Origin of the sequence: Saccharopolyspora sp. NPDC050389 (assembly GCF_040655595.1) — a bacterium.
GTDB lineage: Bacteria > Actinomycetota > Actinomycetes > Mycobacteriales > Pseudonocardiaceae > Saccharopolyspora.
On sequence record NZ_JBFAKG010000019.1, the window covers coordinates 107812 to 131912 of the forward strand.

At 70.0% G+C, this 24101-nt stretch carries 22 protein-coding genes, 4 tRNA genes and 2 pseudogenes; 15 read left to right on the forward strand and 13 right to left on the reverse strand.

Annotated elements, in window-relative coordinates; all coding sequences use genetic code 11:
* Positions 1-54 precede the first annotated feature (54 nt).
* A complete protein-coding gene (locus AB0I53_RS15265; protein WP_358602209.1) occupies positions 55-1620 on the reverse strand; it encodes a Na+/H+ antiporter in 1566 nt (521 codons plus the stop codon).
* Between the two features lie 105 nt (positions 1621-1725).
* Here AB0I53_RS15265 and AB0I53_RS15270 point away from each other — a divergent pair, with 105 nt between their 5' ends.
* Positions 1726-1989 (forward strand): UBP-type zinc finger domain-containing protein, encoded by a 264-nt coding sequence (locus AB0I53_RS15270; RefSeq protein ID WP_358602212.1) that lies wholly within the window; start codon positions 1726-1728, stop codon positions 1987-1989.
* A gap of 53 nt (positions 1990-2042) precedes the next feature.
* Here the strand turns inward: AB0I53_RS15270 and AB0I53_RS15275 are convergent, their stop codons facing one another.
* Both AB0I53_RS15275 and AB0I53_RS15280 read right to left on the reverse strand, forming a co-directional pair.
* On the reverse strand, positions 2043-3542 hold the full coding sequence (locus tag AB0I53_RS15275) for an amino acid permease (RefSeq protein ID WP_358602215.1): 1500 nt from the start codon (positions 3540-3542) through the stop codon (positions 2043-2045).
* An 87-nt stretch (positions 3543-3629) separates the two neighbouring features.
* The gene (locus AB0I53_RS15280; protein ID WP_358602218.1) at positions 3630-4220 is read right to left on the reverse strand and encodes a TetR/AcrR family transcriptional regulator; all 591 of its coding nucleotides are present in this window, start codon (positions 4218-4220) and stop codon (positions 3630-3632) included.
* A gap of 93 nt (positions 4221-4313) precedes the next feature.
* Between AB0I53_RS15280 and AB0I53_RS15285 the strand changes: the two genes are divergently transcribed.
* A complete protein-coding gene (locus tag AB0I53_RS15285) occupies positions 4314-4769 on the forward strand; it encodes a nuclear transport factor 2 family protein (RefSeq protein WP_358602221.1) in 456 nt (151 codons plus the stop codon).
* 33 nt (positions 4770-4802) lie between these two features.
* Here the strand turns inward: AB0I53_RS15285 and AB0I53_RS15290 are convergent, their stop codons facing one another.
* From AB0I53_RS15290 to AB0I53_RS15300, 3 genes are all read right to left on the reverse strand, one after another.
* On the reverse strand, positions 4803-5816 hold the full coding sequence (locus tag AB0I53_RS15290; protein ID WP_358602224.1) for an ABC transporter permease: 1014 nt from the start codon (positions 5814-5816) through the stop codon (positions 4803-4805).
* Positions 5813-6727: an ABC transporter ATP-binding protein gene (locus AB0I53_RS15295; protein ID WP_358602227.1), complete on the reverse strand. Its 915-nt coding sequence runs from the start codon at positions 6725-6727 to the stop codon at positions 5813-5815. The genes AB0I53_RS15290 and AB0I53_RS15295 overlap by 4 nt, the downstream gene beginning before the upstream one ends.
* A gap of 78 nt (positions 6728-6805) precedes the next feature.
* Complete coding sequence (locus tag AB0I53_RS15300; protein ID WP_358602229.1) at positions 6806-7231, reverse strand: hypothetical protein; 426 nt, start codon at positions 7229-7231, stop codon at positions 6806-6808.
* Positions 7232-7639: 408 nt separating this feature from the next.
* Here AB0I53_RS15300 and AB0I53_RS15305 point away from each other — a divergent pair, with 408 nt between their 5' ends.
* A complete protein-coding gene (locus AB0I53_RS15305; protein ID WP_358602231.1) occupies positions 7640-8050 on the forward strand; it encodes a hypothetical protein in 411 nt (136 codons plus the stop codon).
* Here the strand turns inward: AB0I53_RS15305 and AB0I53_RS15310 are convergent.
* Entirely contained in the window at positions 7998-8777 is a 780-nt protein-coding gene (locus tag AB0I53_RS15310; RefSeq protein WP_358602234.1) for a cupin domain-containing protein, read from the reverse strand. The two genes, AB0I53_RS15305 and AB0I53_RS15310, sit on opposite strands and share 53 nt — an antisense overlap.
* A 240-nt stretch (positions 8778-9017) precedes the next feature.
* Here AB0I53_RS15310 and AB0I53_RS15315 point away from each other — a divergent pair, with 240 nt between their 5' ends.
* Positions 9018-10364, forward strand: coding sequence for an MFS transporter (locus tag AB0I53_RS15315; protein ID WP_358602237.1), 1347 nt, complete (start codon positions 9018-9020; stop codon positions 10362-10364).
* Positions 10365-10690: 326 nt separating this feature from the next.
* Here the strand turns inward: AB0I53_RS15315 and AB0I53_RS15320 are convergent, their stop codons facing one another.
* Positions 10691-11251, reverse strand: a complete 561-nt coding sequence (locus AB0I53_RS15320; protein WP_358602240.1) for a TetR/AcrR family transcriptional regulator — start codon at positions 11249-11251, stop codon at positions 10691-10693.
* A gap of 84 nt (positions 11252-11335) precedes the next feature.
* Entirely contained in the window at positions 11336-12382 is a 1047-nt protein-coding gene (locus AB0I53_RS15325) for an LLM class F420-dependent oxidoreductase (protein WP_358602243.1), read from the reverse strand.
* Positions 12383-12634: 252 nt separating this feature from the next.
* On the opposite strand from AB0I53_RS15325, the gene AB0I53_RS15330 reads away from it, so the two are divergent.
* The 6 genes from AB0I53_RS15330 (at position 12635) to AB0I53_RS15355 (ending at position 18555) form a co-directional block, all read left to right on the forward strand.
* Positions 12635-13600, forward strand: a complete 966-nt coding sequence (locus AB0I53_RS15330; RefSeq protein WP_358602246.1) for an exopolyphosphatase — start codon at positions 12635-12637, stop codon at positions 13598-13600.
* A gap of 93 nt (positions 13601-13693) precedes the next feature.
* Positions 13694-14083, forward strand: coding sequence for a phage holin family protein (locus AB0I53_RS15335; protein ID WP_358602249.1), 390 nt, complete (start codon positions 13694-13696; stop codon positions 14081-14083).
* A 91-nt stretch (positions 14084-14174) separates the two neighbouring features.
* Complete coding sequence (locus AB0I53_RS15340) at positions 14175-14915, forward strand: ESX secretion-associated protein EspG (protein ID WP_358602252.1); 741 nt, start codon at positions 14175-14177, stop codon at positions 14913-14915.
* 74 nt (positions 14916-14989) lie between these two features.
* On the forward strand, positions 14990-15709 hold the full coding sequence (gene pepE / locus AB0I53_RS15345) for a dipeptidase PepE (protein ID WP_358602254.1): 720 nt from the start codon (positions 14990-14992) through the stop codon (positions 15707-15709).
* Between the two features lie 206 nt (positions 15710-15915).
* Positions 15916-18099 (forward strand): nitrate- and nitrite sensing domain-containing protein, encoded by a 2184-nt coding sequence (locus AB0I53_RS15350; protein WP_358602257.1) that lies wholly within the window; start codon positions 15916-15918, stop codon positions 18097-18099.
* Between the two features lie 30 nt (positions 18100-18129).
* Complete coding sequence (locus AB0I53_RS15355; RefSeq protein WP_358602260.1) at positions 18130-18555, forward strand: roadblock/LC7 domain-containing protein; 426 nt, start codon at positions 18130-18132, stop codon at positions 18553-18555.
* 694 nt (positions 18556-19249) lie between these two features.
* Here the strand turns inward: AB0I53_RS15355 and AB0I53_RS15360 are convergent.
* A tRNA-Val gene (locus tag AB0I53_RS15360) sits at positions 19250-19321 on the reverse strand.
* A 57-nt stretch (positions 19322-19378) separates the two neighbouring features.
* On the reverse strand, positions 19379-19789 hold the full coding sequence (locus AB0I53_RS15365; protein WP_358602286.1) for a TIGR02611 family protein: 411 nt from the start codon (positions 19787-19789) through the stop codon (positions 19379-19381).
* Positions 19790-20717: 928 nt separating this feature from the next.
* On the opposite strand from AB0I53_RS15365, the gene AB0I53_RS15370 reads away from it, so the two are divergent.
* The 4 genes from AB0I53_RS15370 (at position 20718) to AB0I53_RS15385 (ending at position 21553) form a co-directional block, all read left to right on the forward strand.
* Entirely contained in the window at positions 20718-21143 is a 426-nt protein-coding gene (locus AB0I53_RS15370; protein WP_093153719.1) for an SsgA family sporulation/cell division regulator, read from the forward strand.
* A 143-nt stretch (positions 21144-21286) separates the two neighbouring features.
* Positions 21287-21359: transfer RNA gene (locus AB0I53_RS15375), tRNA-Gly, on the forward strand.
* Between the two features lie 46 nt (positions 21360-21405).
* Positions 21406-21477, forward strand: a tRNA-Cys gene (locus AB0I53_RS15380).
* A gap of 1 nt (position 21478) precedes the next feature.
* Positions 21479-21553, forward strand: a tRNA-Val gene (locus AB0I53_RS15385).
* Positions 21554-21652: 99 nt separating this feature from the next.
* Here the strand turns inward: AB0I53_RS15385 and AB0I53_RS15390 are convergent.
* Positions 21653-22716 (reverse strand): annotated as a pseudogene (locus tag AB0I53_RS15390) (cobalamin-independent methionine synthase II family protein).
* 288 nt (positions 22717-23004) lie between these two features.
* On the opposite strand from AB0I53_RS15390, the gene AB0I53_RS15395 reads away from it, so the two are divergent.
* Positions 23005-23790 (forward strand): enoyl-CoA hydratase, encoded by a 786-nt coding sequence (locus AB0I53_RS15395; RefSeq protein ID WP_358602263.1) that lies wholly within the window; start codon positions 23005-23007, stop codon positions 23788-23790.
* A gap of 32 nt (positions 23791-23822) precedes the next feature.
* On the opposite strand, the pseudogene AB0I53_RS15400 reads toward AB0I53_RS15395, so the two are convergent.
* A pseudogene (locus AB0I53_RS15400) lies at positions 23823-24101 on the reverse strand (hypothetical protein); the annotation flags it as partial.

Consider the following 24101-nt stretch of genomic DNA (forward strand, 5'->3'; position numbering starts at 1 on the left):
GCCTCTGAGGTTCCGCTACCCGCGCTGCTACGCAAAACGACCCAAATACAAATTTCAGTCGCGCGAGAGCCAGAGCTCTTCCAGGTCGAGCTGGTGCATGACGCGGCGCAGCACTTCGTCGTCGATGCGCCGGTCGTCGCGGAACTGCACGAACACCGCCCGCTCCGCGGCCAGCATCTCGCCGCGCAGGCGGCGGTACGCCGCCGTCGGGCTCTCGCCGGCTTCGTCGGCGGATCGGCCCAGCCGTTCCCACGCCTGGTTGCTGCGCTGCTGCGCAGCGCGGCGCAGTCGTTCCGCCACGTCGCCTGGCGGCTCCGCTTCCGCGGTGAGCTCGTCGAGCCGCGCCCGCGCGGCGCGGGCGGCGTTGTGCTGGGCTTCGGCTTCGGCGAGCGCGTCGGTGTAGTCCTCGGTTCCCCGCACGCCGAGCAATCCGATGAGCCAGGGCAGCGTGGTGCCGTGCAGCAGCAGCGTCGCCAGCGTCACGAAGAAGGTCAGGAACAGGACCTCGTCGCGGTGCGGGAACGGCGCACCGGTCAGCGTCGCGGTGGGGATCGCGGAGGCGGCGGCCAGCGACACCACGCCCCGCATCCCCGCCCACGACACGATCACCTTGTGCCGCCAGTCCGGGCTGCGGCGCCGGACGAGTTCCGGCAGGTACATCACCAGGAAGACCCACGCGCCGCGGGCGAGCACCATCCCGGCGGTGAGCGCGAGCCCGGCGACGACCAGCGGCCCGAAGTCGGTCGACACGCTTTCCGCGACGCTGCGCAGCTGCAGGCCGATCAACGCGAACACGACCGCTTCCAGCAGTGTGTCCGCCGCGTTCCACACCGCCCGGTCCTGCAACCGCGTCGCCGCGCTGCCGGACGGCGCGCGGTGCCCCAGGTACAGCCCGGCCACCACGACGGCCAGCACGCCGGAGGCGTGCACCTCCTCGGCGATCAGGTAGGCGAAGAACGGCACGATCAGCCCGACCGCGCTTTCCAGCATGTCGTCGCGCAGCAGCCGCCGGACCCGGTGCACGACCCAGCCGATGGCGTAGCCGATCACCACGCCGCCGACCGCGGCCAGCAGGAACATGCCGACGCCGGCCAGCAGCGAGTAGCCGGTGCCGATCGCGGCGGCCACGGCCACCCGGTAGGCGGTCAGCGCGGTGGCGTCGTTGACCAGGCTCTCGCCGCTGAGCACCGTCATGATCTTGCGCGGCAGTCCCAGCCGGCGGCCGATCGAGGTGGCCGCGACCGCGTCCGGCGGCGCGATGACGGCGCCGAGCACCAGCGCCACGCTCAGCGGCATGCCCGGCACCAGCCACCACGCGAGTAGCCCGGCGACCGCGGTGCTGAACAGCACCAGCCCGAACGCGAGCAGCCCGATCGGCCGCAGGTTGGCGCGGATCCCGATGGTGGAGCTGTTCAGCGCCGCCGAGTACAGCAGCGGCGGCAGGATCACCAGCAGCACCACGTTCGGGTCGATCGTGTAGTCCGGCACGCCGGGGATCGACGACACGGCCAGGCCCACCACGACGAGCGCCAGCGGAGCGGAAATCCCGGTCCGGCGGGCGACTGCGGTCACGGCGAGCGCCCCGGCGAGCAGGGCCATCAACGCGGGTAGGTCGTGCATGCTCTCTCCGGGTCAACGCCTGCGGAGGCCGCAGCCGGTGGCTTACGTTCGAGAGCACATTGTCGTTCGAGCCGAAGACTCCCCGCTCGACACATGGAGGTTCCGATGAGTTGTGCGCACCTGCAGGAGGCGGCAGACCTCGCTCCGAAGCCCAGCCGCGAGGACGGCTGCGAGGACTGCCTCGCCGCTGGCCAGCACGTTTGGGCGCACCTGCGGATCTGCACGCAGTGCGGGCACGTGGGGTGCTGCGACTCCAGCCCGAACCGGCACGCCACCGCCCACTTCCACCAGACCGCCCACCCGGTGGTGCGCTCCTTCGAACCGGGTGAGTCCTGGACCTGGTGCTACGTGGACGAACGGCTCGGCTGAGGAGGTTCGTGAGCGATGGTTCCGGTAAGAACCGGAATCATCGCTCACGAGCTTCAGCTCTCCCCGGCGCCCTTCTCGATGCTCTCGCCCTTGCCGAGCCGGCTGTGCCTCCTGCTGAACACGAAGTAGACGACGAGGCCGATCAGCATCCAGATGCCGAACCGGATCCACGTCCAGCCCACCAGGTTGAGCATCAGGTACAGGCACGCCGCCGCGGCCAGGATCGGGATCACCGGCACCCACGGCACCCGGAAGGACCGCGGCAGGTCCGGCCGGGTGCGGCGCAGCACCAGGACGCCGATGGACACCAGCACGAACGCGAACAGGGTGCCGATGTTGGTCATCTCGGCGAGCACGTTGATCGGCGTCAGCGAGGCGATGGCCGCCACCACGATCCCGGTGATCACCGTGATCCGGTACGGCGTGCGGAACTTCGGGTGCACCTTGGCGAACCACACCGGCAGCAGGCCGTCCCGGCTCATCGCGAATCCAACCCGCGCCTGACCCAGCATCAGGATCAGGATCACCGTGGTCAGGCCGGCGATCGCGCCGAGCGAGACGAGTCCGGCCGCCCACGGCGCGCCGATCGCCTGGAACGCGGTGGCCATCGGCGCCGCGGTGTCCAGCTGGTCGTACTTGACGACGCCGGTCATCACCAGCGACACCAGCACGTACAGGATCGAGCAGACGGCCAGCGAACCGAGGATGCCGATCGGCATGTCGCGCTGCGGCTTGCGGGTCTCCTCCGCGCCGCTGGCGACGATGTCGAAGCCGATGTAGGCGAAGAACACCAGCGCCGCGCCCGCCACCAGGCCGCTCAGCCCGAACGACCCGGTCTGCCCGAAGAACGCGTTGACCAGCGGTTCGTCCAGCGGTGCCGCCACGGCGCCGGGCTCCGGCGGCTGGTGCGGCGGGATGAACGGGGTCCAGTTGGCGGCCTTGATGAAGAACGCGCCGAAGATGATGAAGAACAGCACCACGACGAGCTTGATCGCCACGACCACGTTGGTCACCGCGGCGCTGAGCCGGATGCCGACCACCAGGACGACGGTCAGGATCAGGGCGATGATCGCGGCGGGCAGGTTGACCACGCCGCCGGCGCCCGGGGCGGCGGTCAACGCCTCCGGCAGCCCCAGGCCGATCGACTCGAACGCCGCGACGAAGTACCTGGACCAGCCGACGGACACCGTGGAAGCGCCGAGGATGAACTCCAGCATCAGGTCCCAGCCGATGATCCAGGCCAGGAACTCGCCCATCGACGCGTAGGAGAACGTGTACGCCGAGCCGGCCACCGGCACGACCGAGGCGAACTCGGCGTAGCACAGCGCGGCCAGCCCGCACGCTATTCCGGAGAAGACGAACGAGATCGCGATGCCCGGCCCGGCATCGGTGGCCGCGGCGACGCCGGTGAGCACGAAGATGCCGGTTCCGATGATCGCGCCGATGCCGATGCCCAGCAGGTCCACCGCACGCAGTACGCGACGCAGGCGGAATTCCGGGGCCTCGGCATCTCGGATGGATTGTTCGACCGACTTGACACGCATGATTGACATGGGTGGCCCTCCTCACCCAGGTGCCGGGCGGACCGTCGGCCCGCTCGCGCCGCATCGGCGTACCTGAAGACAGGATTGTGTCTTAAGTCACTTCGGGCAAGATGATCCAGCGCATCGTGAGGCGGCCGTGATCAGCGCGGCCGCGGCGGCGCGAGCGCTGCGGGCCGGGCCGGGGTCTCCGCCGACGGCGGCCGTGGCGGTCGCGCCGTCGACCAGGACGAGCAGCTGCTCGGCGAGCTGGTCGGGGTCGGCGACGTCCAATTCGCCGACCAGTTTCCGCAGGTAGTGCCGCAGTTCGTCCTTGTGATCGCGCGCCGCCGCGGCGGCTGCCGGCGAGCTGCCGCCGAGCTCGCCGAAGGAGTTGAGGAACGCGCAGCCGCGGAAGCCGGGCTCGGCGAACCAGTCGTGCGGCCAGTCGCAAACCGCGAGGACGGCCTGCTCGGGACTGCGGTCATCTCGTGCGACGTATGTGGACAGCGCGCTGCGCCAGCGCTCGTCGCGGCGGCGCAGGTACGCCTCGACCAGCTCGTCCTTGGATGTGAAGCACTGGTAGAAGCGCTTGAGCGACACTCCGGACGCGGTGCGCAGTTCGGCCATGCCGACGGCCTGGATGCCGCGTTCGTAGAACAGGGCTTCGGCGGTGTCCAGCAGCTTCGACTCGGCCTCGTGGCGCTGCACGCGAAACACTCCGGGGTTGTCGGGAGAACGGTCGTTCTCTACTCTAGCGGGCGTCGCGGAGAGCGACCGTTCTCCAGTTGGGAGTCACGAGAGATGTCGCGTCCGCCCTATCCGCCGTTCGACGAGCAGACCGCGGCCCAGAAGGTGCAGGCCGCCGAAGACGCCTGGAACACCCGCGATCCCGAACGCGTCGCGCTGGCCTACACGCCGGATTCGGTGTGGCGAAACAGGGACCGGTTCGTCACCGGCCGGGACGAGATCGTGGTCTTCCTGCGCGAGAAGTGGGCGCGCGAGCTGGATTACGCGCTGCGCAAGGAACTGTGGGGCTTCCGCGGCAACCGCATCGCGGTCCGCTTCCAGTACGAGTGCCGCGACGCCGCCGGGCAGTGCTGGCGCAGCTACGGCAACGAGCTCTGGGAGTTCACCGAGGACGGGCTGATGAGCCGCCGCGAGGCCAGCATCAACGACGTCGCGATCACTGGGGCCGAGCGCCGGATCCTGGGCCCGCGCCCGGAATCCGAGCACGGCGTGCTGCTGCCGATCCGCTGAGCCGGGGATCCCCGGCTCAGCGGGCAGGCGGGGTCAGGCGATCCGCACGCCGCGGGTGAGCCCGCGCACCGGCGTGCGCAGCCGGTTCGCGCTCAGCCACAGCGCCCCGGCCCCGAGCAGCACGTTGAAGCCGAGCCCGTAGGGCCACACGGCCGGGCTCGCCGCCAGGGCGTCCCTGCCGTATTCCCGCTGATCCATCCGCATGGAGCGCGCCATCATGCCGATGGTGCTGAGCGGATCCATCTCGATGACCGGTTCTTCCTCGCCGGTCCGCGGGTTGATCCGGCTCGGCGGGGCCGGCGCGGCGTCGCCCAGCACGACGAACGGGTTCGGCGCCATCAGCCACCAGACGTACTGCGGCTCCGGCGCCCGGTAGGTGTAGGGCTCGGAGTAGAGGTCGTTCTCGCCGCCGGTCGGGGTGTAGTGGTGCTCCTTCATCGTCAGCGGCAGGGACAGCCCGAAGACGATCACCGTGCCCACGGTCAGGGCGAACACCAGCAGGTAGGACATCAGCGTCGAGGTGATCCCGCGCGCGAACAGCGCGGAAAGGCCCTGCGCCATCGCGCAGATTACGCCGATCAGCAGCGCGACGATCGCGAGCACCGCGAGGGCGCGCAACGGGCCGACGCCGCCCTCGAACAGCGCCCACACGACGAACGGCAGAGTCAGCCCGAGGAAGACCAGCCCGGTGATCCAGGCCGCCGCGAACTTGCCCAGCGTGATCTCCCACGCCGACAGCGGCGTCGCCTGCACCGTGGCGAGGGTGCCGCGCTCGCGGTCGCCGTTGATCGACTGCGCCGTCAGCGCCGGTGCTACCAGCAGCGCCAGCGCGAGCACGAACAGCATCACGCCGCCGAACAGCGGGATGCCGGTGTTCTCGTTGGCGATCTCGGAATTCGCGCGCTCGATCGCCAAGGCGTACCTGAGCAGGGCGGCGAAGGCCGCGACGACGACGAACCACGCGGCCAGCAGCCACCGCCACCGGCCGGTGCGCAGCCGCACCCGGAACTCCTGCTTGGCCACGATCTTGATGCCGCTGAGGGTCATCGGCGCTCCTCGGTGTAGGCCAGGTAGGCGGACTCCAGGTGGTTGCCGGTCGGGGCGAAGCTGGACACCTGCACGCCGTCGGTGACCAGCCGCGCGAGCAGCTCCGCCGCGGCCTGCTCGGAGGCGACCTGCACATCGACCCCGGCGGCGTGGGCGGCGTGCTCGACCCCGTGCCGATCCAAGGCGGCGGGCAGGTCGCCGGAGAGCGCGCGCACCCGCCACACCGCGCGATGATCGAGCTCGTCCATCCGGTGCTGGCCGGCGGTCCGGCCGCCGTTGACGAACGCGACCCGGTCCGCGACCTCGGCCAGCTCGCTGAGGATGTGGCTCGACACCAGCACCGCGGTGCCCTCCGCCGCCTGGGCGCGCAGCAGGTCGCGCAGCTCGACGCGGGAACGCGGGTCGAGGCCCGACGCGGGCTCGTCGAGCAGCAGCACCGACGGCCGGTGCACGAGCGCGCGAGCGACCGCGAGGCGCTGCTTCTGGCCGCGCGAGAGCACGTGCACCGGCTGGTCGGCGAACTCCGCCAGGTGCACCAGGTCGAGCAGCTCGGCCATCCGGGCCCGCGCATCGGCGGGCGGGATCCGGTAGGCGGCGGCGAAGAAGTCCAGGTACTCGCGGGTGGTCAGCTGGTCGTACACGCCGAAGGCGTCCGGCATCCAGCCGAGCCGGCGGCGCACCGCCAGCGGATCCGCCACCGGGTCGAGGCCGGCCACCCGCAGCTCGCCCGAGTCGGGCGCCAGCAGGGTGGCCAACATCAACAGCAACGTCGTCTTGCCCGCGCCGTTCGGTCCGACGAGCGCGGTCACCTCGCCGTAGGGAACGTCGAGATCCAGCCCGCGCACGGCTTCCACCGCGCCGAATCTGCGCCGCACGTCCCTGGCGAGGACTGCATGGTCCTGCGTAGCCATCGTGGCACTCCTGGTTGTGGATCTTGCGTCCGTAGGACGCTCCGGAGTGCGTTCAGGTTGCGTGCGGCCGGTCGCGGATCAGACCTGGCGGGTCGATCGGTCGGCGCCCCACTGCTCGTCGAGCGCGTCGATCGCCGAGGTCTTGGTCTCCTGGTCGACGGATCTGCCGGCGTCCATCGACGGCTGGAGCAGCGTGTCCGACGGCGGGGCCGCCACGGGTTCGAGATCGGGCCGGGTGTGCTCGCGAGGCGGCACCGGGATCCGCGGCCGCGACTCCAGCGGCGGCCGCGGCGGCCGCGGTGGGGACGGTGGGGACGGCTGGTCGGCGCTGATGTACAGCGATTCCAGGATCAGCACGATGACCCCGACGGCCAGTGCGCCGACCGCCAGCCACAGGCTGCTCGGGTCGTCGCCGAACCACCACAGCCCGCCCGCGATGCCGCACGCGGCACCGGCCGCGATCGCAAGCAGATGGAACAGCAGGTGGACGGTGTAACGTCTCACGACCCGATTACCTCCCCTGAAATCGCGGTCCGTCGACCATTCCGGTGCGAACACCGGACTGCTGTGGAACACGCGCGCCGATCGCGGCGGGTTGCCCGGCGCTGCGCCAGGTCGCGCGGAAGCTGCCGGACCCGAATTCGATGGTAGCTCCGGTTCAGCGCTGTTTGCCCGATCAAGAACTGTCCGTCCGATCACGCCGCGCCAGTGGTCCGGCGAAATCGGCGAACCTGATCACTTTTCACCTGTTCGGGCGAGGGGAGCGGTTCACGCCCAGCGGTCATGAACGTCCCGAATTACGGTGAATCTCCAAGGGCCACAGCGGAATCGGCATTGGTGCGGTGCCGGTTCGCGTCGACGGCAACAGTCGCTGGAAAGTGGTGGTCCGCTGCGTTGTGGGGGGTGGTGCCGGTGATCAATTCGCTGGCAGGTTTCGGGTTGGCGGCCGCGGTCGGCATCGGAGCGATCATCGGATCGCTGATCACGATGTCCTGGGTGGAGCGGAAGATGCTCGGTTCCGGCGTGCCGCGCCGTGAAACCGCTCGCGGCCGACATCGCGAAACCGGCAATCTCGTCGCCGAGTACCGGCAGCAGCGCGCGGCGCTGGGCGTGCGCCCGCGAACCCGGCGCAACGCCCTCGCCATCGTGTTCGCGGTGTTCCTCGCGATGCTGCGGATGTCGGCCGAGGCGATCCGCGGCCGCAACGTGGCACCGGCCGGCGGCCCCGGCGCGATGCGCCGCCCAGGGCCCCGGCACTCCTTCGACCGGCCTACAGAACGCGGAAGTCGGCGAAGTCGAAGCCTGGCGAAACAACGCAGCTGACCAGCGACTCGACCGTCGCGGCGGCGCTCGCGCACTGCCAGGTGCCGGCCGGGACCACGGCCTGCGGGGCCTGACCGGCGCCGGCGCCGAGCACCAACCGCTCGGGTTCGTCGACCGGGCGCGGCCCGTCCCCGCCCAGGCACAGCGTCAGCGGCCCGCCCCGGTGCCACAGCCACAGCTCGTCGGAGGCGACCGTGTGCCAGGCGGACAGCTGGCCGGGCGGGAGCAGGAAGTAGATCATCGTCGCGCTCGACCGCGTGCCGCCGTTGTGCTCGATCTGGACGGGCCCGGCCCAGGTCTGCCGGTACCAGCCGCCCTCCGGGTGCGGCAGCAGGTCGAACTCCTCGGCGGTCCGGCTGCGCGTCTCCAGGCTCAGGAAGCGGCCCGCCGCGTCGCGCCGGGCATAGCGGACGCCGATCACCGCCTCCCGCTCCAGCGGCCCGTACACGTGCGGCATCAGCGCATCCGCCGGCATGCCCTCGGGGCGCGCCGGGGTCGGTTCCTCCCAGCGCACCGGCGCCGACAGCTTCGCCGGGTCCAGCTCCAGCGCCACCATCGGTTCGGTCGTTTCGAGATATCGAGTGTTCGCCACCGCGAGCGCGGTGCGCTCGTCGGGTGAGCAGTGCACGAAGCCCTCGGTGTCGAGGCTGGCGGATCCGACGGGGGAGTTCCGGTCGGTGTGGAAGGTGTTCAGCGGCAGCAGGTGCAGCAGCGTCGATCCAGTCACGCCGACAGTCTCCCCTGCTCGAACCCGCCGACGCGATCAAGTGCCGCCCATCCGGGTGCGGGGAAGCCGGACGAGTTACTCCGTCGTGACCAGCCGAACGCGCAAATGGGGCACTGAGACGGCTTCGGTCTGGATGTGAATTCGGTCTTGACGTGGGCAGAGACGCACATCACAGTCGTACCAACCGGTCGGTCTGAAAGTGATCTTGGTCTCCAGTCGCCAAGCCAAGGGAGTCTGTCTATGACTGCGAGTGACCCGACGACGCACGCCAGCAGAACCCCCAAGAAGCTGATGATCGCGGCGCTGATCGCCAGCTCCATCGAGTGGTACGACTTCTTCATCTACGCGACGGCCGCCGCCCTGGTCTTCGGTCACCTGTTCTTCCCCGGCGCCAGCCCGCTGATCGGCGTCCTGCTCTCGTTCGCGACGTTCTGGGCGGGCTTCATCGCCCGGCCCGTCGGCGGCCTGATCTTCGGGCACCTCGGCGACAAGATCGGCCGCAAGCCGGCCGTGGTGACCTGCCTGATCATGATGGGCACGGCGACGTTCCTGATCGGCGTGCTGCCCGGCGCGGACTCGATCGGCGTGTTCGCGCCGATCCTGCTGGTGACGCTGCGGTTCCTGCAGGGCATCGCGGTTGGCGGGCAGTGGGGCGGCATCGTCCTGCTGCTCACCGAGAACGCGGGCAGCGGCCGGCGCGGGATGGCGGGCACCTTCGGGCAGATGGGCGTGCCGTTCGGCGTGATCCTCGGCAACGTCACGTTCCTGGCGGTCGGCGCGGCGCTGAGCCCCGAGGCGTTCCAGGCGTGGGGCTGGCGGATCCCGTTCCTGGCCAGCGCGGTGCTGGCGCCGGTGGTCCTGTACATCCAGATGAAGATCGAGGACACCCCGGTGTTCCAGGAGCTGAAGGATCGCAAGGAGAAGGCGGACGCGGAGGTCGTCAAGGCGCCGCTGATGGAGGTGCTGCGCACCAGCAAGCGAACCGTGCTGCTCGGCGCGGGCCTGCTGTTCGCCACCAACTCGATCTTCTACATCAGCATCTCGGGCCTGCTCGACTACGGAACCCGGGAGCTGGGCATGCCGCGCCAGTCGCTGCTGGCGGTGACGCTGGTGTCGTCCGCGATCGGCATCGTCGTGATCTTCGCCAGCGGCGCGCTGTCGGACCGCTGGGGGAGGCGCCCGCTGATCCTGGTCGGCGCGGGCCTGCTGGCGCTGTGGGCGTTCCCGTTCTTCTGGCTGGTCGACACCGCGTCGATCGCCGGGGTGGCGATCGCGGCGACGGTGGGCAGCATCGGGTCGAGCCTGACCTACGGGCCGTTGGCGGCGTACCTGAGCGAGCTGTTCGCGCCGCGGGTCCGCTACTCGGGCGCGTCGCTGGCCTACCAGCTGGCGGCGATCCTGGTCAGTGGCGGAACGCCGTTCATCATGACCGCCCTGCTGGCGGCCACCGGAAGCTCGGCGTCGGTGTCGGTGTACCTGCTGCTGATGGGCCTGTGCACGCTGGCTTCGGTGCTGCTGCTGCGCGAAACCCACAAATCCGGCTCGGCGAAGCCGCAGCACGCCCGCGAAGCGGTGGCGGAAGCCTAGGTCGCCTGGTCAGGACCCGTGAGTACTTTGGGTCGCTGTAGAGCCTGTTTCCAAACTCGTCCTGCGTGGCGGTGTGGGTGGCGGAACCTCAGAGGTCTTCTCGCTGTGGGATCCCCGACATCATGAATGGCCAATTCACCACGTCGGGGCTGTCCTCGCGAGAAGGCCTCTGAGAACCCGCGGCGGTGCGGGTTGTGTGGGGTGGGTTAAGCGGCTGCGCCGCTTCAAGTACAAAACGCCCGCGTTACCACATCCGCACGTCACCACATCCAAAACAGCCTCTACCAGCAGCCCAAAGTACTCACGGGCATTCACCTGCGGAAACGCTAGCCGGGGTCGACGTTGAGGAGCCCGGCGATGTCGCGGAACGCCTCGGCCGGATCCCGGTCGCGCGCCGCCGCCGGGAGGCTGCCGGTCAGGCGGAGCGTCGCGAAGCCGTGCGCGATGGACCACGCCGCCAGCGCAGCCCGCTCGACCGCGGGCTCATCAAGGGCCGCGGGCAGGCCGGCGCGCAGCGCGTCCCAGGCCCGGGCCTTCGCGGCGAGCAGGTCGGGGTCGTCGGGGTGGCACCGGTCCGGTTGGTGCATCACCTCGAAGTGGCACGGGTGCGCCACCGCGAAGCCGACGTAGCGGGCACCCAGCTCGATCAGTGGCAGCTCGTCGGCCAGGGCGTCCGCGAGCAGCCGGTAGCCCTCCGCGGCCAGGGCGGTGAACAGCCCGGCCTTGTCCTTGAAGTGGTGTCGCGGCGCGGCGTGCGAAACGCCGGCGCGCCGGGCCAGATCCCGGAGGCTCAGCTGCGCGGGGCCGTGCTCGGCGATCATTTCGACCGCCGTGTCCAGCAGGGCCTGCCGGAGATCTCCGTGGTGGTAGGGCCGCTCCGTGCTCATGCTTCCCATCTTGCCATTGACAAGATTGGGAGCCGGGTGACGGGCGCCTTCGACCGGCCGGTTGAAGGCGCCCGTCACTGCGGCTCACACGTCGGTGGCGAGCTGCTTGACCTGTTCGATGAGCTTGGCCCGGCCGGCCGCGTCGCCCGCCAGCGGCGTCACGTTGAGCGTCGTGACGCCCGATTCCTTCAGTGCCGCCAGCCGCTCCTTGACGTGGCTCGCCGTGCCGACGAGCGAGGTCTTCTCCAGCAGCTCGCGCGGCACCGCCGCGGCGGCCTCCTCCTTCTTGCCGCTGAGGTAGAGGTCCTGGATCAGCTCCGCCTCGGCCTCGAAGCCGTAGCGTCGGGCCAGGTTGTTGTAGAAGTTCTTGCCCTTCGCGCCCATCCCGCCGACGTAGAGCGCCACGTGCGGCCGGGCGAAGTCCAGCAGGTCGTCGAGGCCCTCGCCGATGGCCAGCGGCGCCTGGGCGACCACGTCCAGCGGCGGCAGCGACGCGTCGCGCTTCGCCTTGCCCGCCGCCAGCGGCTCGCCCCACACCTCGGCCGCCCGCTCCGGCAGGTAGAAGATCGGCTCCCAGGCTTCGGCGATCTCGGCGACCAGCTCGACGTTCTTCGGGCCGATCGCGGCGATCATGATCGGGATCCGGTCGCGCACCGGGTGGTTGATGATCTTCAGCGGCTTGCCCAGTCCGGTGCCCTGGTCGGCGGGCAGCGGGATGCTGTAGTGCTTGCCCTCGTGCTGGACCTTCTCCCGGCGCCAGACCTGGCGGCAGATGTCGACGATCTCGCGGGTGCGGCCCAGCGGCGCGTGGTAGGGCACGCCGTGGAAGCCCTCGATGACCTGCGGCCCGGACGCGCCGATGCCGAGGGTGAACCGGCCGTCGGAGACGAAGTCCATGCCCGCCGCGGTCATCGCGGTCAGCGTCGGCGTGCGGGTGTAGATCTGCAGGATGCCGGAGGCGATCTCCAGGCGTTCGGTGCGGGCGGCGATGAAGCCCATCTGGCTGACCGCGTCGAACGAGTACGCCTCCGGGACGTACACGATGTCCAGCCCGGCCTTCTCGTAGGTGGCCAGGTCGTCGACGGTTTCCTTGAACCCTGCGCTGTAGTTCAGCGGCATCCCGATGCGCATCGGCCGAACCCTTCCGGTCTGTGGCGAGCGGCGATGCCGGGGCGTCGGCCACGCCGCCGAGGTTGTCCAGAGGCTACCGCCGGGTAAATGGAACCGGGAGACGCCGCCCGGACCGGAGAATGTGACACACCTCTCAAGAAAACCTTGGCGTGGCGGGATTTTCGGTCGAAATGACCCCGACAATGGGACCATGCCGTCAACTACCTCCACCGCGCCGCTCCACGAGCCGCGTGGTGTGCGGGCGGTCGCGGCATGAAATTGGCTCTACTGGACATCGGGTCCACTGCTGCGCGCCTGGAAATCGTCGACCTCGACCGGTCCCGGATGCCGCGCGCCGACTGGAGCGCGAAGGCCCGGACCCGGCTCGCCGAGCACACCGGGGCGGACGGCCTGGTCACCGAACTGGGCGCCGAACATGCGGTGCGGGCGGTGCGGCACTGCGTGCGCGCGGCCATCGACGAGCGCCCCGACGCGCTGATCGCGTACGGGACCTCGGCGGTGCGCGACGCGGTCAACGGCGCGGAGCTGCGGCAGCGGCTGAGCGAGGCGGCCGGGGTGCGCATCGGCGTGCTCAGCCCGCGCGACGAGGCCGCCGTCACCTACCACGCCGCCCGCCGCTGGCACGGCCGCTCCGGCCCCGTTCTGACCACAGTGGACATCGGTGGCGGCACCATAGACGTGGCCACCGGAACCGGTGGCGAACCGACCGACGTGGTCTCGCTGCCGTTCGGTGCAGCCCGGCTGACCAGGCAGTACCTGCCGGACGATCCGCCGCAGGCGTCGCAGGTCGACGAGCTGGTCGCGGCGGTCCGCGGCACCATCCCGGGCTCGCTGCGCACCTTCGCCGATCGCGACCTCGGGCATCCGGTGGCGCTGTCCAAGGTGCTGCGGCAGCTGGCCGTGCTCACCGAGAGCTCGCCGGGCAAGGTGGCCCGCCACCCCGACCGGCTCTCCCGCGCCAATCTGCGCCCCTGGATCCCGCGGCTGGCCGAGCTGGACCAGAAGCAGCGCGCGGCGCTGCCCGGCGTGTCGCGCAGCCGCGCCCGCCGCATCCTGGCCGGGGCCATCGTCGCCGAGCTGATCCTGCGCACCATCGGCGTGGACGAGCTGGAGATCTGCCCCTGGGGCCTGCGCGAAGGCCTTGTCTTCCGGTTCGCCGAGGCGCACGACGACACCGACGGCGACGCCCTCCGGCTGATGGCGACCCTCTTCAGCTGAACCGGAGATCACAACGCCGCGTGAGCGAGGAGCCCCCGGGCACCGGTAGCGTCGATGATGTTCGTGGCGGAAACCGGCAGGAAGGGGCGCGTCGTGGCAACGCTGCTGTACATCCTGATCACCATGGTCTCGGTGTGGATCACCACCGCGCTGCCGGGGATCACGCTGGAAGGCGAGGACACCACGGCGAAGGTCCTCACGCTGCTGGCGGTGTCGGTGATCTTCGGCATCGTCAACGTGGTGCTCAAGCCGATCGCGAAGACACTGGGCTGCCTGCTCTACCTGCTGACGCTCGGGCTGTTCGGCCTGGTGGTCAACGCGCTGCTGTTCTGGCTGACCAGCTACCTGGCAGGCGAGCTCCGGCTGCCGTTCCACGTCGACGGCTTCTGGGCGGCGTTCTGGGGCGCGCTGATCGTCACGATCGTCAGCAGCGCCTTGGCCGGCATCGTGCGCCGCACCCGGCCCCAGGTCGAAGAGCGCTGACGCGGTCGATTCCGGCCAAAACGCCGCGAAGCGGGCAGCGCGCCGGATATCCTGCCGCCCACAGCGGATCTTGGTGGACACGGAGCCGGCGATGCGATGCAGCCTGCGGGAGTTCGACGGCCTGCTGCGTGATCACGCGGTCGGGCCGGAGATCGCGGCGTTCCTGATCGCGGAGCCGCAGGCGGCCGACGGGGCGCCGGACGAGCCTTGGGCCGAGCTGGCCGCGAACCTGGTGCGCGCATCGGTGTTCGGATTCGCGCAGGTCAGCGTCCCCGGCGAGGCCGAACTGCGAGCCGTCGTGGCGGTCGGCAACGGCCACGCGGCGCGAGTGCTGGTGCAGGACGGGTCGGTGACCGCGAAGAAGGTCCGCCCCGATGCGCCGTGGCCCGCGCTGGTGGGCTGCCTGCCGGACCGCGAACCGGCCGATGGCTGCGAGGTCACCGTGCCGACCAGCGTGCTGACCGAGGCGCGCGCCGACGCCGAGCAGCGCGGAGATCGCCAGGTGGACTGGCTGGCCTACGAGCTCAAGCGCCGCCGCGTGCCGCCGGAAGACGCGCAGGCCATCGGCGACCTGCTGCGGCGCGCGGACGGGATGACCGCCCGCTTGACCGTGGGCTTGCGCGTCGCCTCCGGCGCGGTGCGCAGCGGGCCGTTCGGGATCGACGTGCACCACGCGCCGTCCGGCCGCGCCGCCGTGATCCCGGAGTCCCCGGACGACACGTTCACCGTGGTCGCCCCGGCTGGCGCCTACCTGCTCGGCAAGACCCTCCAGGAGTACGTCGAAGACCTGTGGGAGGGCACCAGCGAACGCACCCAGCCGCTGCCCCGCTGACCCGGTCCACTGTGGATGGCCACGGGTGGCGATAGCCTGGCTTGGAAACGTGTCCAACCGGAAAGAAGGCCGACGTGGAGCTGCTGCTGCTGTCCAGTTCGATGAAGCACGGCACGGGTTTCCTCGAACACGCCATGCCAGCCGTGACCGAACTGCTGGCCGGTCGCGGGCGGCTGCTGTTCGTCCCGTTCGCCAAGCGCGACCACGACGGCTACGCGGCGACCGTGCAGGCCGCGGTCGCGCCGCTCGGCATCACCGTCGACGGCATCCACCGGGCCGACGACCCGGTGGCGGCGGTGCGCGAGGCCGAGGCCGTGTTCATCGGCGGCGGGAACACCTTCCGCCTGCTGTCCACGCTGCACCGGCTCGGCCTGGTCACCGCGCTGCGCGACGCGGTGCGCGGCGGCACGCCGTACATGGGCGCGAGCGCGGGCACCAACATGGCCTGCCCCAGCCTGCGCACCAGCAACGACATGCCGATCGTCGAGCCGCCGTCGTTCGAGGCGATCGGGCTGGTGCCGTTCCAGATCAACCCGCACTACCAGGATCCCGATCCGGGCAGCACGCACATGGGCGAGACCCGCGAGCAGCGGATCGTGGAATTCCTGGAGGACAACGACGTTCCGGTGCTGGGCATCCGGGAAGGCGCTTGGCTGCGGGTTCGCGGCGAGCACGCCGAGCTCGGCGGCAGCACCGGCGCGCGGCTGTTCACCCGCGGCGCCGGGCCCCGCGAGCTCAAGCCCGGCGACGACGTCACGTTCCTCTTGCGCACGGAGCCGCACTACGACGCCTGACCGCGGGCGCCCGGTGGTGAAACGTTTCCGTGTTTTCATGATCACCCTGTGCTAGGGTTTTGCCGCGCGACCGCCCGCGCTGGTGCGGAAGCGGGCTGGTCGCAGGGGGTTCGACATAGCGGAGCACTGTGACGCGGACGAGCAGTTCCGGTAGTGAGTACAGGACGATCCGGGCCCGCCTGACACGTGTCGGCGTAGTGCCGAGCGTGATCCTGCTGGTCCTCTGGCTCGGATTCTCGTCGCTGACCGTGTACGAGGGTTTCAGTGCGAGGGTGATCGCGGTCGGGGTGAAGAGCGCCTCGATCCCGGCGGTGAACAGCCTGGCGTCCCTGCAGAAGGAGCGCCAGCTGGTGATGGAGCGGCTGAGTCGGCCGGACATCGACCCGGCCGCGCTGACCGCCCAACGCGTGAGAACCGACAGGGCCATCGGCGAGATGCGCGCCAACCTCGGGCAGCTCGCCGACGACGCGCCGGCGCGGATCGCGACCCGGGCGCGCGACCTGGATGCGCTGCTGGTTCAGCTGCCGCAGCAGCGGGCCCGCTCGGACTCCGGGACCTCGTCCCGGGCGGAGACCTTCCGCTTCTACAACCGGCTGCTCGACGCCGGCGTCAACCTGTTCGACACCCAGTCGCGGGTGGCGCCGGATCTGGACGTCAGCCAGGCCGCTCTGGCGGCGACCGACGTGTTCCGCGCAGCCGACCAGATGTCGCAGGCCGCATCGCTGGGCGGTGCCGCGCTGGTCGGCGGCGAGTTCAACACCGAGGACCACCTGTCCTTCGCGGCCCTGGTCGGCGCCTACCACTCCCGGCTGGAAACCGCGGTGCCCGCCGCCGAGCCGGGCACGGTCGAGCTGTACCGGCGACTCATCGCCAGCCCCGCCTGGCAGCGGCTGGTCGGCTACGAGCACGCTCTCGTCGAGCATCCGCCGCAGCGCAGCGGGAATTTCGCCGTCGACGAGTCGGAGTGGCGGCAGGCCACCAACGAGGTTGCCGAGCAGCTGGTCGCGATCGCCGTCGAGCAGGCCAGGGCCACCTCCGACCTCGGCCTGCAGAACGGGACCGACCGGCTCATCCAGGTGCTCGTGGGCAGCCTCGCGGCGCTGGTGGCCGTGCTGGTCGGCATCGTGCTCGCCGCGCGCAACGCGCGGAGGCTGGTCGACCGGACGCTGGTGACCAGGCTCGCGAAGCTGCGCGACGACACGCTGCGGCTGGCCAGCGGGCGGTTGCCCGACATCATGTCCAGGCTCAAGCGGGGCGAGCAGATCGACGTCGAGGCCGAGCTCTCCCCGCTGGAGCACGGGAACGACGAGATCGGGCAGGTGGCGGAGGCCTTCAACACCGCGCACCACACCGCGGTCGTCGCGGCGGTGCGGGAGAACCAGGCGAAGGCCGGTATCAACAAGGTCTTCCTGGGCATCGCCCACCGGAACCAGGGGCTGGTGCACCGCCAGTTCAAGGTGCTCGACGAGTTGGCGCGCGGCGAGGAGCACCCGCAACGGCAGGACGCGCTGGTCCGGCTCGACCACCTCGCCACCCGCGCCCGCCGCAACGCGGAGAACCTGATCATCCTGGCCGGCGAGCAGCCGGGGCGGCAGTGGCGCAAGCCGGTGCGGCTGGCGGACGTGGTGCGCGCGGCGGTCGCCGAAACCGAGCTCTACGACCGGATCCGGATGCATCCGATGCCCGAGGTCTCACTGGTGGGCGCGCCGGTGGGCGACGTGATCCACCTGCTGGCGGAGCTGCTGGACAACGCCACCTCGTTCTCGTCGCCGCACTCGGAGGTCCAGGTGTTCGGCGGCAGCGAGCCGCGCGGCGTGCTGGTGCGGATCGAGGACGAAGGGCTGGGAATGCGCCCGGCGGACCGCGATGACGCCAACGTGCGGCTGTCGACGCCGCCGCGGTTCGAGGACATCACGTTGCGCGGCGATTCCCGGCTCGGGCTGTTCGTGGTGGCGCAGCTCGCCGCGCGCCGCGGCATCAAGGTCGTCCTGCAAGAGGCGGCCGGCAGCGGCACGGTGGCGACGGTTCTCCTGCCGACCGAAATCCTGGCGACCGAGCCGATGTTCGACACCAGGACGGATTTCTCCCGGCCGATGGATCGGGACGAACTCGAACCGCGATTGCCGACCCCGCCGCGAACCCGCCCGGATTCCGCGCCGGCGGCCCGGAATTCGCCGCCCGCGGAGGAATCGGGAGTCCAGCCGGTGGACCGCGATGAGCGTTCGTCGCTGCCTCGCCGCGGGCACGGGCAGAACCTCGTGCCCCAACGGCGCGAGGAACCGCCGGATTCGGCTGGGCGTGCCGAGCACTCGCCGGAGCGAACGCGTGGCAACATGGCCGCTTTCCAACGCGGAACGCGCGCGGCGCGGCGGGCGGAGGAAGCGGAATGACCGGTCCGGCAACGAAGGGGAAATGCGCGGATGACCGACAGGATCGGCCCCGATGGTGAGCTGAACTGGCTGCTGGACGACCTGGTGGCCCGGGTGGTGGGAACCCGTGACGGCGTGGTGCTCTCGGCGGACGGCCTGCTGATGGCCAGGTCGGCGGATCTGTCCACAGCGGACGCAGAGCACCTGGCGGCGATGGCGGCGGCGTTCCAAAGCCTGGCGAAGGAAACAGGAAGGCACTTCGGCGGAGGCGGGGTAAGGCAAACGCTGGTGGAGCTGGACCACGCGTTCCTCTTCATAACGGCAGCGGGAACAGGAGCGTGCCTAGCAGTACTGGGCGAAGAAGACGCGGACGTGGGAACGATCGCCTACGAAATGAACCTCCTGGTGATCAGGGTAGGAAACTACCTGAGCGCAACCCCGAGAGCCGAAGTCCCAACCCAACAACCAAGACCCTGACCCCAAAACCCCAAAGAAGAACTTCAGGTGCGGCCAGTCGGCCGGAACGAACAGCGGCCCGGGCTGATCGGCCAGGCTCGCTTGGCATTCTGCGGCTTGCTTGGCGACCGAGTAACCGACGAGCTGGCCGATTCGCCCCCCTGAACCGGGAATCGCCAAGTAACGCACGGCCCCGCTACTGCCGGCGATTCTTGGTGAGGTCGCGCGTCTCGGCGAACACGTCGCTGCAGTGCCACCGCCACTTGCGTCACCCATTGGCCGCGACAAGGGCATCCCGACCATGAACGACCACGATCACACCACGCTCGGCAAGGTCCGCAAACGGCGCGCCGCACGGTGCCATGAGCCATGCCGTAGATCTCGGCTAGCTCCAGCTCGGTCGGCAAGCGCGATCCTCCAGCAGGTCGCCCGCCGCGCGTTCGGCGGGCTGAAGTTCCACGATCTCCGACACTGTTGCGCGACGTGGCTCGTTGATGGCGGGTGCCGGTGAACATGGTCCAGCGGGTTTTGGGAGACGAGCGATTCAACCACTCTCGACCTTTACAGCGGCCCAAGGTGAAGGCTGGTCGGAAACCCAGGCCGGGAACGGCTCCCCACGCAAGGAGCCCGCACCGTGGGGGTGGGGGTTGACCCCCACAACGAAATACAAGTGAGCCCTGTCTACAAGAGTAGACAGGGCTCACTTACGAACGCGTGGGCGATACTGGGATCGAACCAGTGACCTCTTCGGTGTGAACGAAGCGCTCTCCCCCTGAGCTAATCGCCCTTGTTTTGTTGTTTCGTCCCCGTTCCCGGGGACGAAGAGAACAATACACGATCGTTTTCAGGGGCCGAACAGGGGGGAGGCCAACCACGTCCAGTGCAGGCCGAACCAGCCTCCGACCGTGTTGAACAGGCCCAGCAGCCACAGGGTGGCGAGGACGATCAGGCAGGTGGCGCCCATGACGACGAGCTTGGTGGCGAGGTGCTGGCGGGAGAGCCAGCGCACCCAGCGTTGGTAGTGGCGCTTGGCGAAGGTGTTGACGCGGTGGGCCCAGTGGAACTCGGTGGCGAGGATGCCGAGGCCGGCGAAGACCACGAGCCAGCCGGGACCGGGGTAGGGGATCATCAGGATGCCGGCGAGGAGCACGGCGGTGCCGAAGACGCCGAGCACGACTCGGTAGGTGATGTTGAGGCCCGGCTTGCGGCGGACGCGTTGGCGGAAGGCGTGCAGGCGTCGCCGCAGGGCGTGCAGCCTGGGCGCGCGCTGGCGGTCCGTGGTGGGTTCCGCGTTGGTGTCGCGGGGTCCCGACTTGGTCGTGTCGTTCAGGGTTGTCCACCTGCCCGGTTGCGAACGTTTCGTCGGTGTTGGACACCTATCGTGGCGGCGGTCGCCGGCGGTGTCCGATGTGGGTCAGAATACGGGCCTGGGCTGGTTGGGGCCGCGACCGCGCGGCCGGGTGTCAAGCGCGCAGTTGGCCGGAGCGGGTTCGCCCGCCGGCGTTCGAAGTGTGATCGGAATCATCGCCGGTCGTGGGTGGTGTCGGGTCTTTCGGCCCTGTCGTCGGCCTTCGATCCTGGTCACAGTGTGACGCCACTCTCGATCGGACGTTCGGGCGTACGCGTGGTCGATAACGGAGACGGTTCGGACCATTAGCCCGATACGGGGAACTGCGGTGGCGAGCGTCTCATCGGCGGGTCGCGCTGCGAGAATGCCGGGTGGCTCGATCGCCTATTCTTGAGTGGACGTCAGGCGAGCTCGACGAAGTGGGAAACCCGGTGGTCAGACCGGGCGCGGCGGCGGGGTTCGCAAGGCGAGGGCGACGGATCGAAGGCTCGGTGCAAGAGCGGTTCGCTCGGTTACGGAACGTAGCGGAGTTCGGTCACTGGTGGGTACTGGTCCTGCGACTCAACGTCCTCTGTCGGGTTTGTTCGCGGCGGATCTTCCTCCGGTGTGGACAACGGATCGGATTCGTCTCGCGATGGGATGGCCGATGCGCGGTCCGCCCCGAAACCGGAGCCGTCCGAACACGCTGCGCGTTCGCTTGATTGCCCAGCGAAGTTGGGTCTGCCCCGTACGGGTGATCTATGCGGGAGTTGCGAGCGTTTCGGCCCGATGAGGCGTCACAACTGTGTTGCTCGGTCGATAAGCGGACCGGGAGGAGAGCAGGAAGGGGAGGACAATGCGTAACGATCACGTGACACTGCGTTCGACGGCAGTGTTCGATCTGTTGGCTCCGCAGACGCCGGCTGTGCCGGTTCAGGTCGAGCTGCGTTACGACACCCGGGATCCGTACGCGGTGGTGGCCGCGTTCCGCACCGGCCGCGCGGGCTGGGTCGAGTGGGTGTTCGCCCGCGACCTGCTCGCCGACGGGCTGATCGCGCACGCGGGCGAGGGCGACGTGACGATCCGGCCGGCGGTCGACGACCCGGAGGTCGTGGCGATCGAGCTGAGCTCGCCGTCCGGTCACGCGGTGTTCGAGGCCTCGGCGCAGGAGCTGGCGGACTTCCTGGACCGCACCTACGACGTGGTGGTGCCGGGCAATGAGAACCTGTGGGTCGACGTGGACGAGGCGCTGACCCGATTGCTGCCCCACGACCTGGGCTGATCAGAGGGGAAGATCGGCCCGGCGCGGCGGCGCGCCGGGCGATTGGGACCCCCCTTTGATCGCGGTCGCGGGCGTGGTCTAGAGTTCACTGTGCAACGCGGCGGACGGGCCCGGAGGTTTCCGGGCTTCGAAGTCGCAGGCAGGCGGACGTAGCGCAGCTGGTAGCGCATCACCTTGCCAAGGTGAGGGTCGCGGGTTCGAATCCCGTCGTCCGCTCTGGTTCTCTGGCGGTCCAGCCGACTTCGGCGTGGATGCGGAGTCCGGCGGAGTGGCCGAGTGGCTTAGGCAAGGGCCTGCAAAGCCCTGTACGCGGGTTCGATTCCCGCCTCCGCCTCGCGCGATTAGCTCAGTGGGAGAGCGCTACCTTGACACGGTAGAGGTCACTGGTTCAATCCCAGTATCGCGCACCAAATGTTTCAAGAGCCCCGCCCGATGATCTTCATCGGCCGGGGTTCTTGCTTTTCGTGCTCAGAAAGTGCGTGCGAACCCGCTTGCTTCCGTCCGAGTCGTCATAGGCCGAGTTCTCGGGTGGCCAAGGCGGTTCCCCGCACGCGCGCGTCGATCTTGGCGAACGCGAGTTCGCGGGAGGTCGAGGTGTCGTCCGCGAAGGGCGAGAAGCCGCAGTCGTCGCAGGTGCCCAGTTGGTCGGCGGGGATGTGCCGGGCCGCGAGCAGCACGCGGTCGCGCACCTCCTCCGGCGTCTCGACGGAGCTTGCGACCGGGTCGGTCACGCCGACGAACACCCGGATGCCCGGGCGTAACTGTTCGGCGATGATGCCGAGCACGCGCTCGGGATCGGCCTCGCTCGCCAGCTGGACGTAGTAGTTGCCGACCTGCAGGCGGAAGAGCTTCGGCAGCAGGCCCGCGTAGTCCACGTCCAGGCTGTGGGTGGAGTCGTGGTCCCCGCCGGGGCAGGTGTGCACGCCGAGGCGGGCCCGTTCGGCGTCGGAGAACCGGCCGAGCACTTCGTTGTTGACGGCGACGAAGTCGTCGAGCACGCCGCCCGTCGGGTCCAGCTTCAGGGACAGCCGCCCCTCGGTGAAGTCCAGCTGCACGCGGTGGGCTCCGGCGTCCAGGCAGCCGCGGCCTCGGCCTCGGCCTCGTCGGCGAGGTCGCGCAGGAACTCCTCGCGGGCGTAGCCGTCGATGGGCTCCGCCGGGTAGAGCAGGCTGAGCGCGGACGGCGCGATCACCGCCTGCTTGATCGGGAGATCGGTGTGGCGCTGGGCGTTTCGCAGGTAGGTGTCCGCGTGGACCTGGTAGCGGAACGGTCCCGCGGTCAGGTGGGGCAGCTGCCGGGTGTGCCCGTCGGCGAAGGGAATGACCACGCCGTGCGGGTCGAGGGCGTCGAGCCCCGCGAGCGGGTACGTGGCGAAGCTCGGCTTGCTCTGCTCCCCGTCCACCACGACGGCGGAGCCCAGCTCCGCTAGCCTGGTCAGGGTGTCGGCGGTGGCCTGGTCCTGGAGCGCCGTCAGTTCCGCGTCGCTCAGTCGTCCTTCGGCGTGTTCGGCGGTGGCCGCCTGCAGTGCTGGTGGTCGGGGGATGCTTCCTATCGGCTCGGTGGGAATGCTCATGATTCGGACGATAGGGCGGCTGAAAAGGGGCCCGAGCTTGTTGCGGTTGCCGGCACGCCGGGCAGCGGGTTCGGATCGTCGCAGGTCATCGGCCGGAATCCGGCAGATGCGGCGTGCTTCCTGCGGCGCGTTCGGCCGGTGCGGGTGCGGGAAGTTCACCCGGTGAGATCAAGCGCGCGCCGATTCGCGGACGCCGCCGCGGAGGTCCGGGCCGGCGGCGCGGAGGTCTGGTTCCCGGCGAGTCGGCGGGTTAGGGTGCGGCCAAGATATTTAGGACGGCTAACGGGAGTGGCATTGGCGGAGATCACCAGCACCCAGCACGCGACCGCGGAACTGACCGCAGACGGCATCGCCACGGTCACGATCAGGAATGCGAAGGTGCTCAACATCGTCAGCACGCCGGTCATCGAGGACGTGACGGCCGCGATCAACGGGCTCGCCGACCGCGCCGAGGTCCGGGTGCTGGTGCTGCGGGGAACCGGCGAGCGTGCCTTCATCGGCGGCGCCGACATCAACGAGATGTCCACACTGGACCGACGCAGCGCCGAGAAGTTCATCGACGGGCTCCGGGGCCTGTGCGAGTCGGTGCGCCGGTTCCCGGCCCCGGTGATCGCCCGGATTCCCGGCTGGTGCCTCGGCGGCGGCCTCGAGGTGGCGGCCGCCTGCGACCTGCGGATCAGCAGCAGCGACGCGCGGTTCGGGATGCCTGAGGTCGCGGTCGGCATCCCGTCGGTGATCCACGCGGCGCTGCTGCCGCGGCTGATCGGCACCGGCCGCACCGCCTGGCTGACCCTCACCGGCGACCACATCGACGCCGCCACCGCGCTGTCCTGGGGCCTGGTGCACGAGGTCTGCGAACCGAGCGGCCTCGACGCCGCGGTGGAGCGCATGGCGCGGAAGTTCGTCGAGTTCGGCCCGGCGGCGGTGCGCCGGCAGAAGGAACTCCTGCGGTCCTGGGAAGATCTGCCGATCGACCAGGCAGTCGCGAACAGCGTCACCGAGTTCGGCGCGGCGTTCGACACCGGCGAACCGCAGCGGTACATGTCAGAGTTCCTGAACCGCAAGCGTTCGTGAGTGATGATTCCGGTTCTTACCGGAATCATCACTCACGACCCTTCGGCGAGGTCCCACGCACGAATCCGGGCGTGCTGGGCGGAGGAAATCAGCTGCTGCCAGCTTTCCCGGTCGATGCCCCGGATCTCGCCGAGCAGCCGCAGCGCCTCCGGCACCCGGCCGTCCGGTTGGTGCGGGTGGACCGCGATCGCGGCCAGGTCGCCACGTGCGGTGAACAGCTCTTCCGGATCGAGCCGGTCGAGCGTCGGGGGGGGCGGGGGGGCGGGACACCGGCGCGCCCCCCCCCCCCCCCCCCGGCGGGGGGAGAGGGG

Excerpts from the sequence above, each read along its gene's own strand:
- AB0I53_RS15265 (WP_358602209.1), bottom strand. The coding sequence starts at position 1,620 with ATGCACGACCTACCCGCGTTGATGGCCCTGCTCGCCGGGGCGCTCGCC.
- AB0I53_RS15270 (WP_358602212.1), top strand. The coding sequence starts at position 1,726 with ATGAGTTGTGCGCACCTGCAGGAGGCGGCAGACCTCGCTCCGAAGCCC.
- AB0I53_RS15275 (WP_358602215.1), bottom strand. The coding sequence starts at position 3,542 with ATGTCAATCATGCGTGTCAAGTCGGTCGAACAATCCATCCGAGATGCC.
- AB0I53_RS15285 (WP_358602221.1), top strand. The coding sequence starts at position 4,314 with ATGTCGCGTCCGCCCTATCCGCCGTTCGACGAGCAGACCGCGGCCCAG.
- AB0I53_RS15290 (WP_358602224.1), bottom strand. The coding sequence starts at position 5,816 with ATGACCCTCAGCGGCATCAAGATCGTGGCCAAGCAGGAGTTCCGGGTG.
- AB0I53_RS15295 (WP_358602227.1), bottom strand. The coding sequence starts at position 6,727 with ATGGCTACGCAGGACCATGCAGTCCTCGCCAGGGACGTGCGGCGCAGA.
- AB0I53_RS15315 (WP_358602237.1), top strand. The coding sequence starts at position 9,018 with ATGACTGCGAGTGACCCGACGACGCACGCCAGCAGAACCCCCAAGAAG.
- AB0I53_RS15320 (WP_358602240.1), bottom strand. The coding sequence starts at position 11,251 with ATGAGCACGGAGCGGCCCTACCACCACGGAGATCTCCGGCAGGCCCTG.
- AB0I53_RS15325 (WP_358602243.1), bottom strand. The coding sequence starts at position 12,382 with ATGCGCATCGGGATGCCGCTGAACTACAGCGCAGGGTTCAAGGAAACC.
- AB0I53_RS15330 (WP_358602246.1), top strand. The coding sequence starts at position 12,635 with ATGAAATTGGCTCTACTGGACATCGGGTCCACTGCTGCGCGCCTGGAA.
- AB0I53_RS15340 (WP_358602252.1), top strand. The coding sequence starts at position 14,175 with ATGCGATGCAGCCTGCGGGAGTTCGACGGCCTGCTGCGTGATCACGCG.
- AB0I53_RS15355 (WP_358602260.1), top strand. The coding sequence starts at position 18,130 with ATGACCGACAGGATCGGCCCCGATGGTGAGCTGAACTGGCTGCTGGAC.
- AB0I53_RS15370 (WP_093153719.1), top strand. The coding sequence starts at position 20,718 with ATGCGTAACGATCACGTGACACTGCGTTCGACGGCAGTGTTCGATCTG.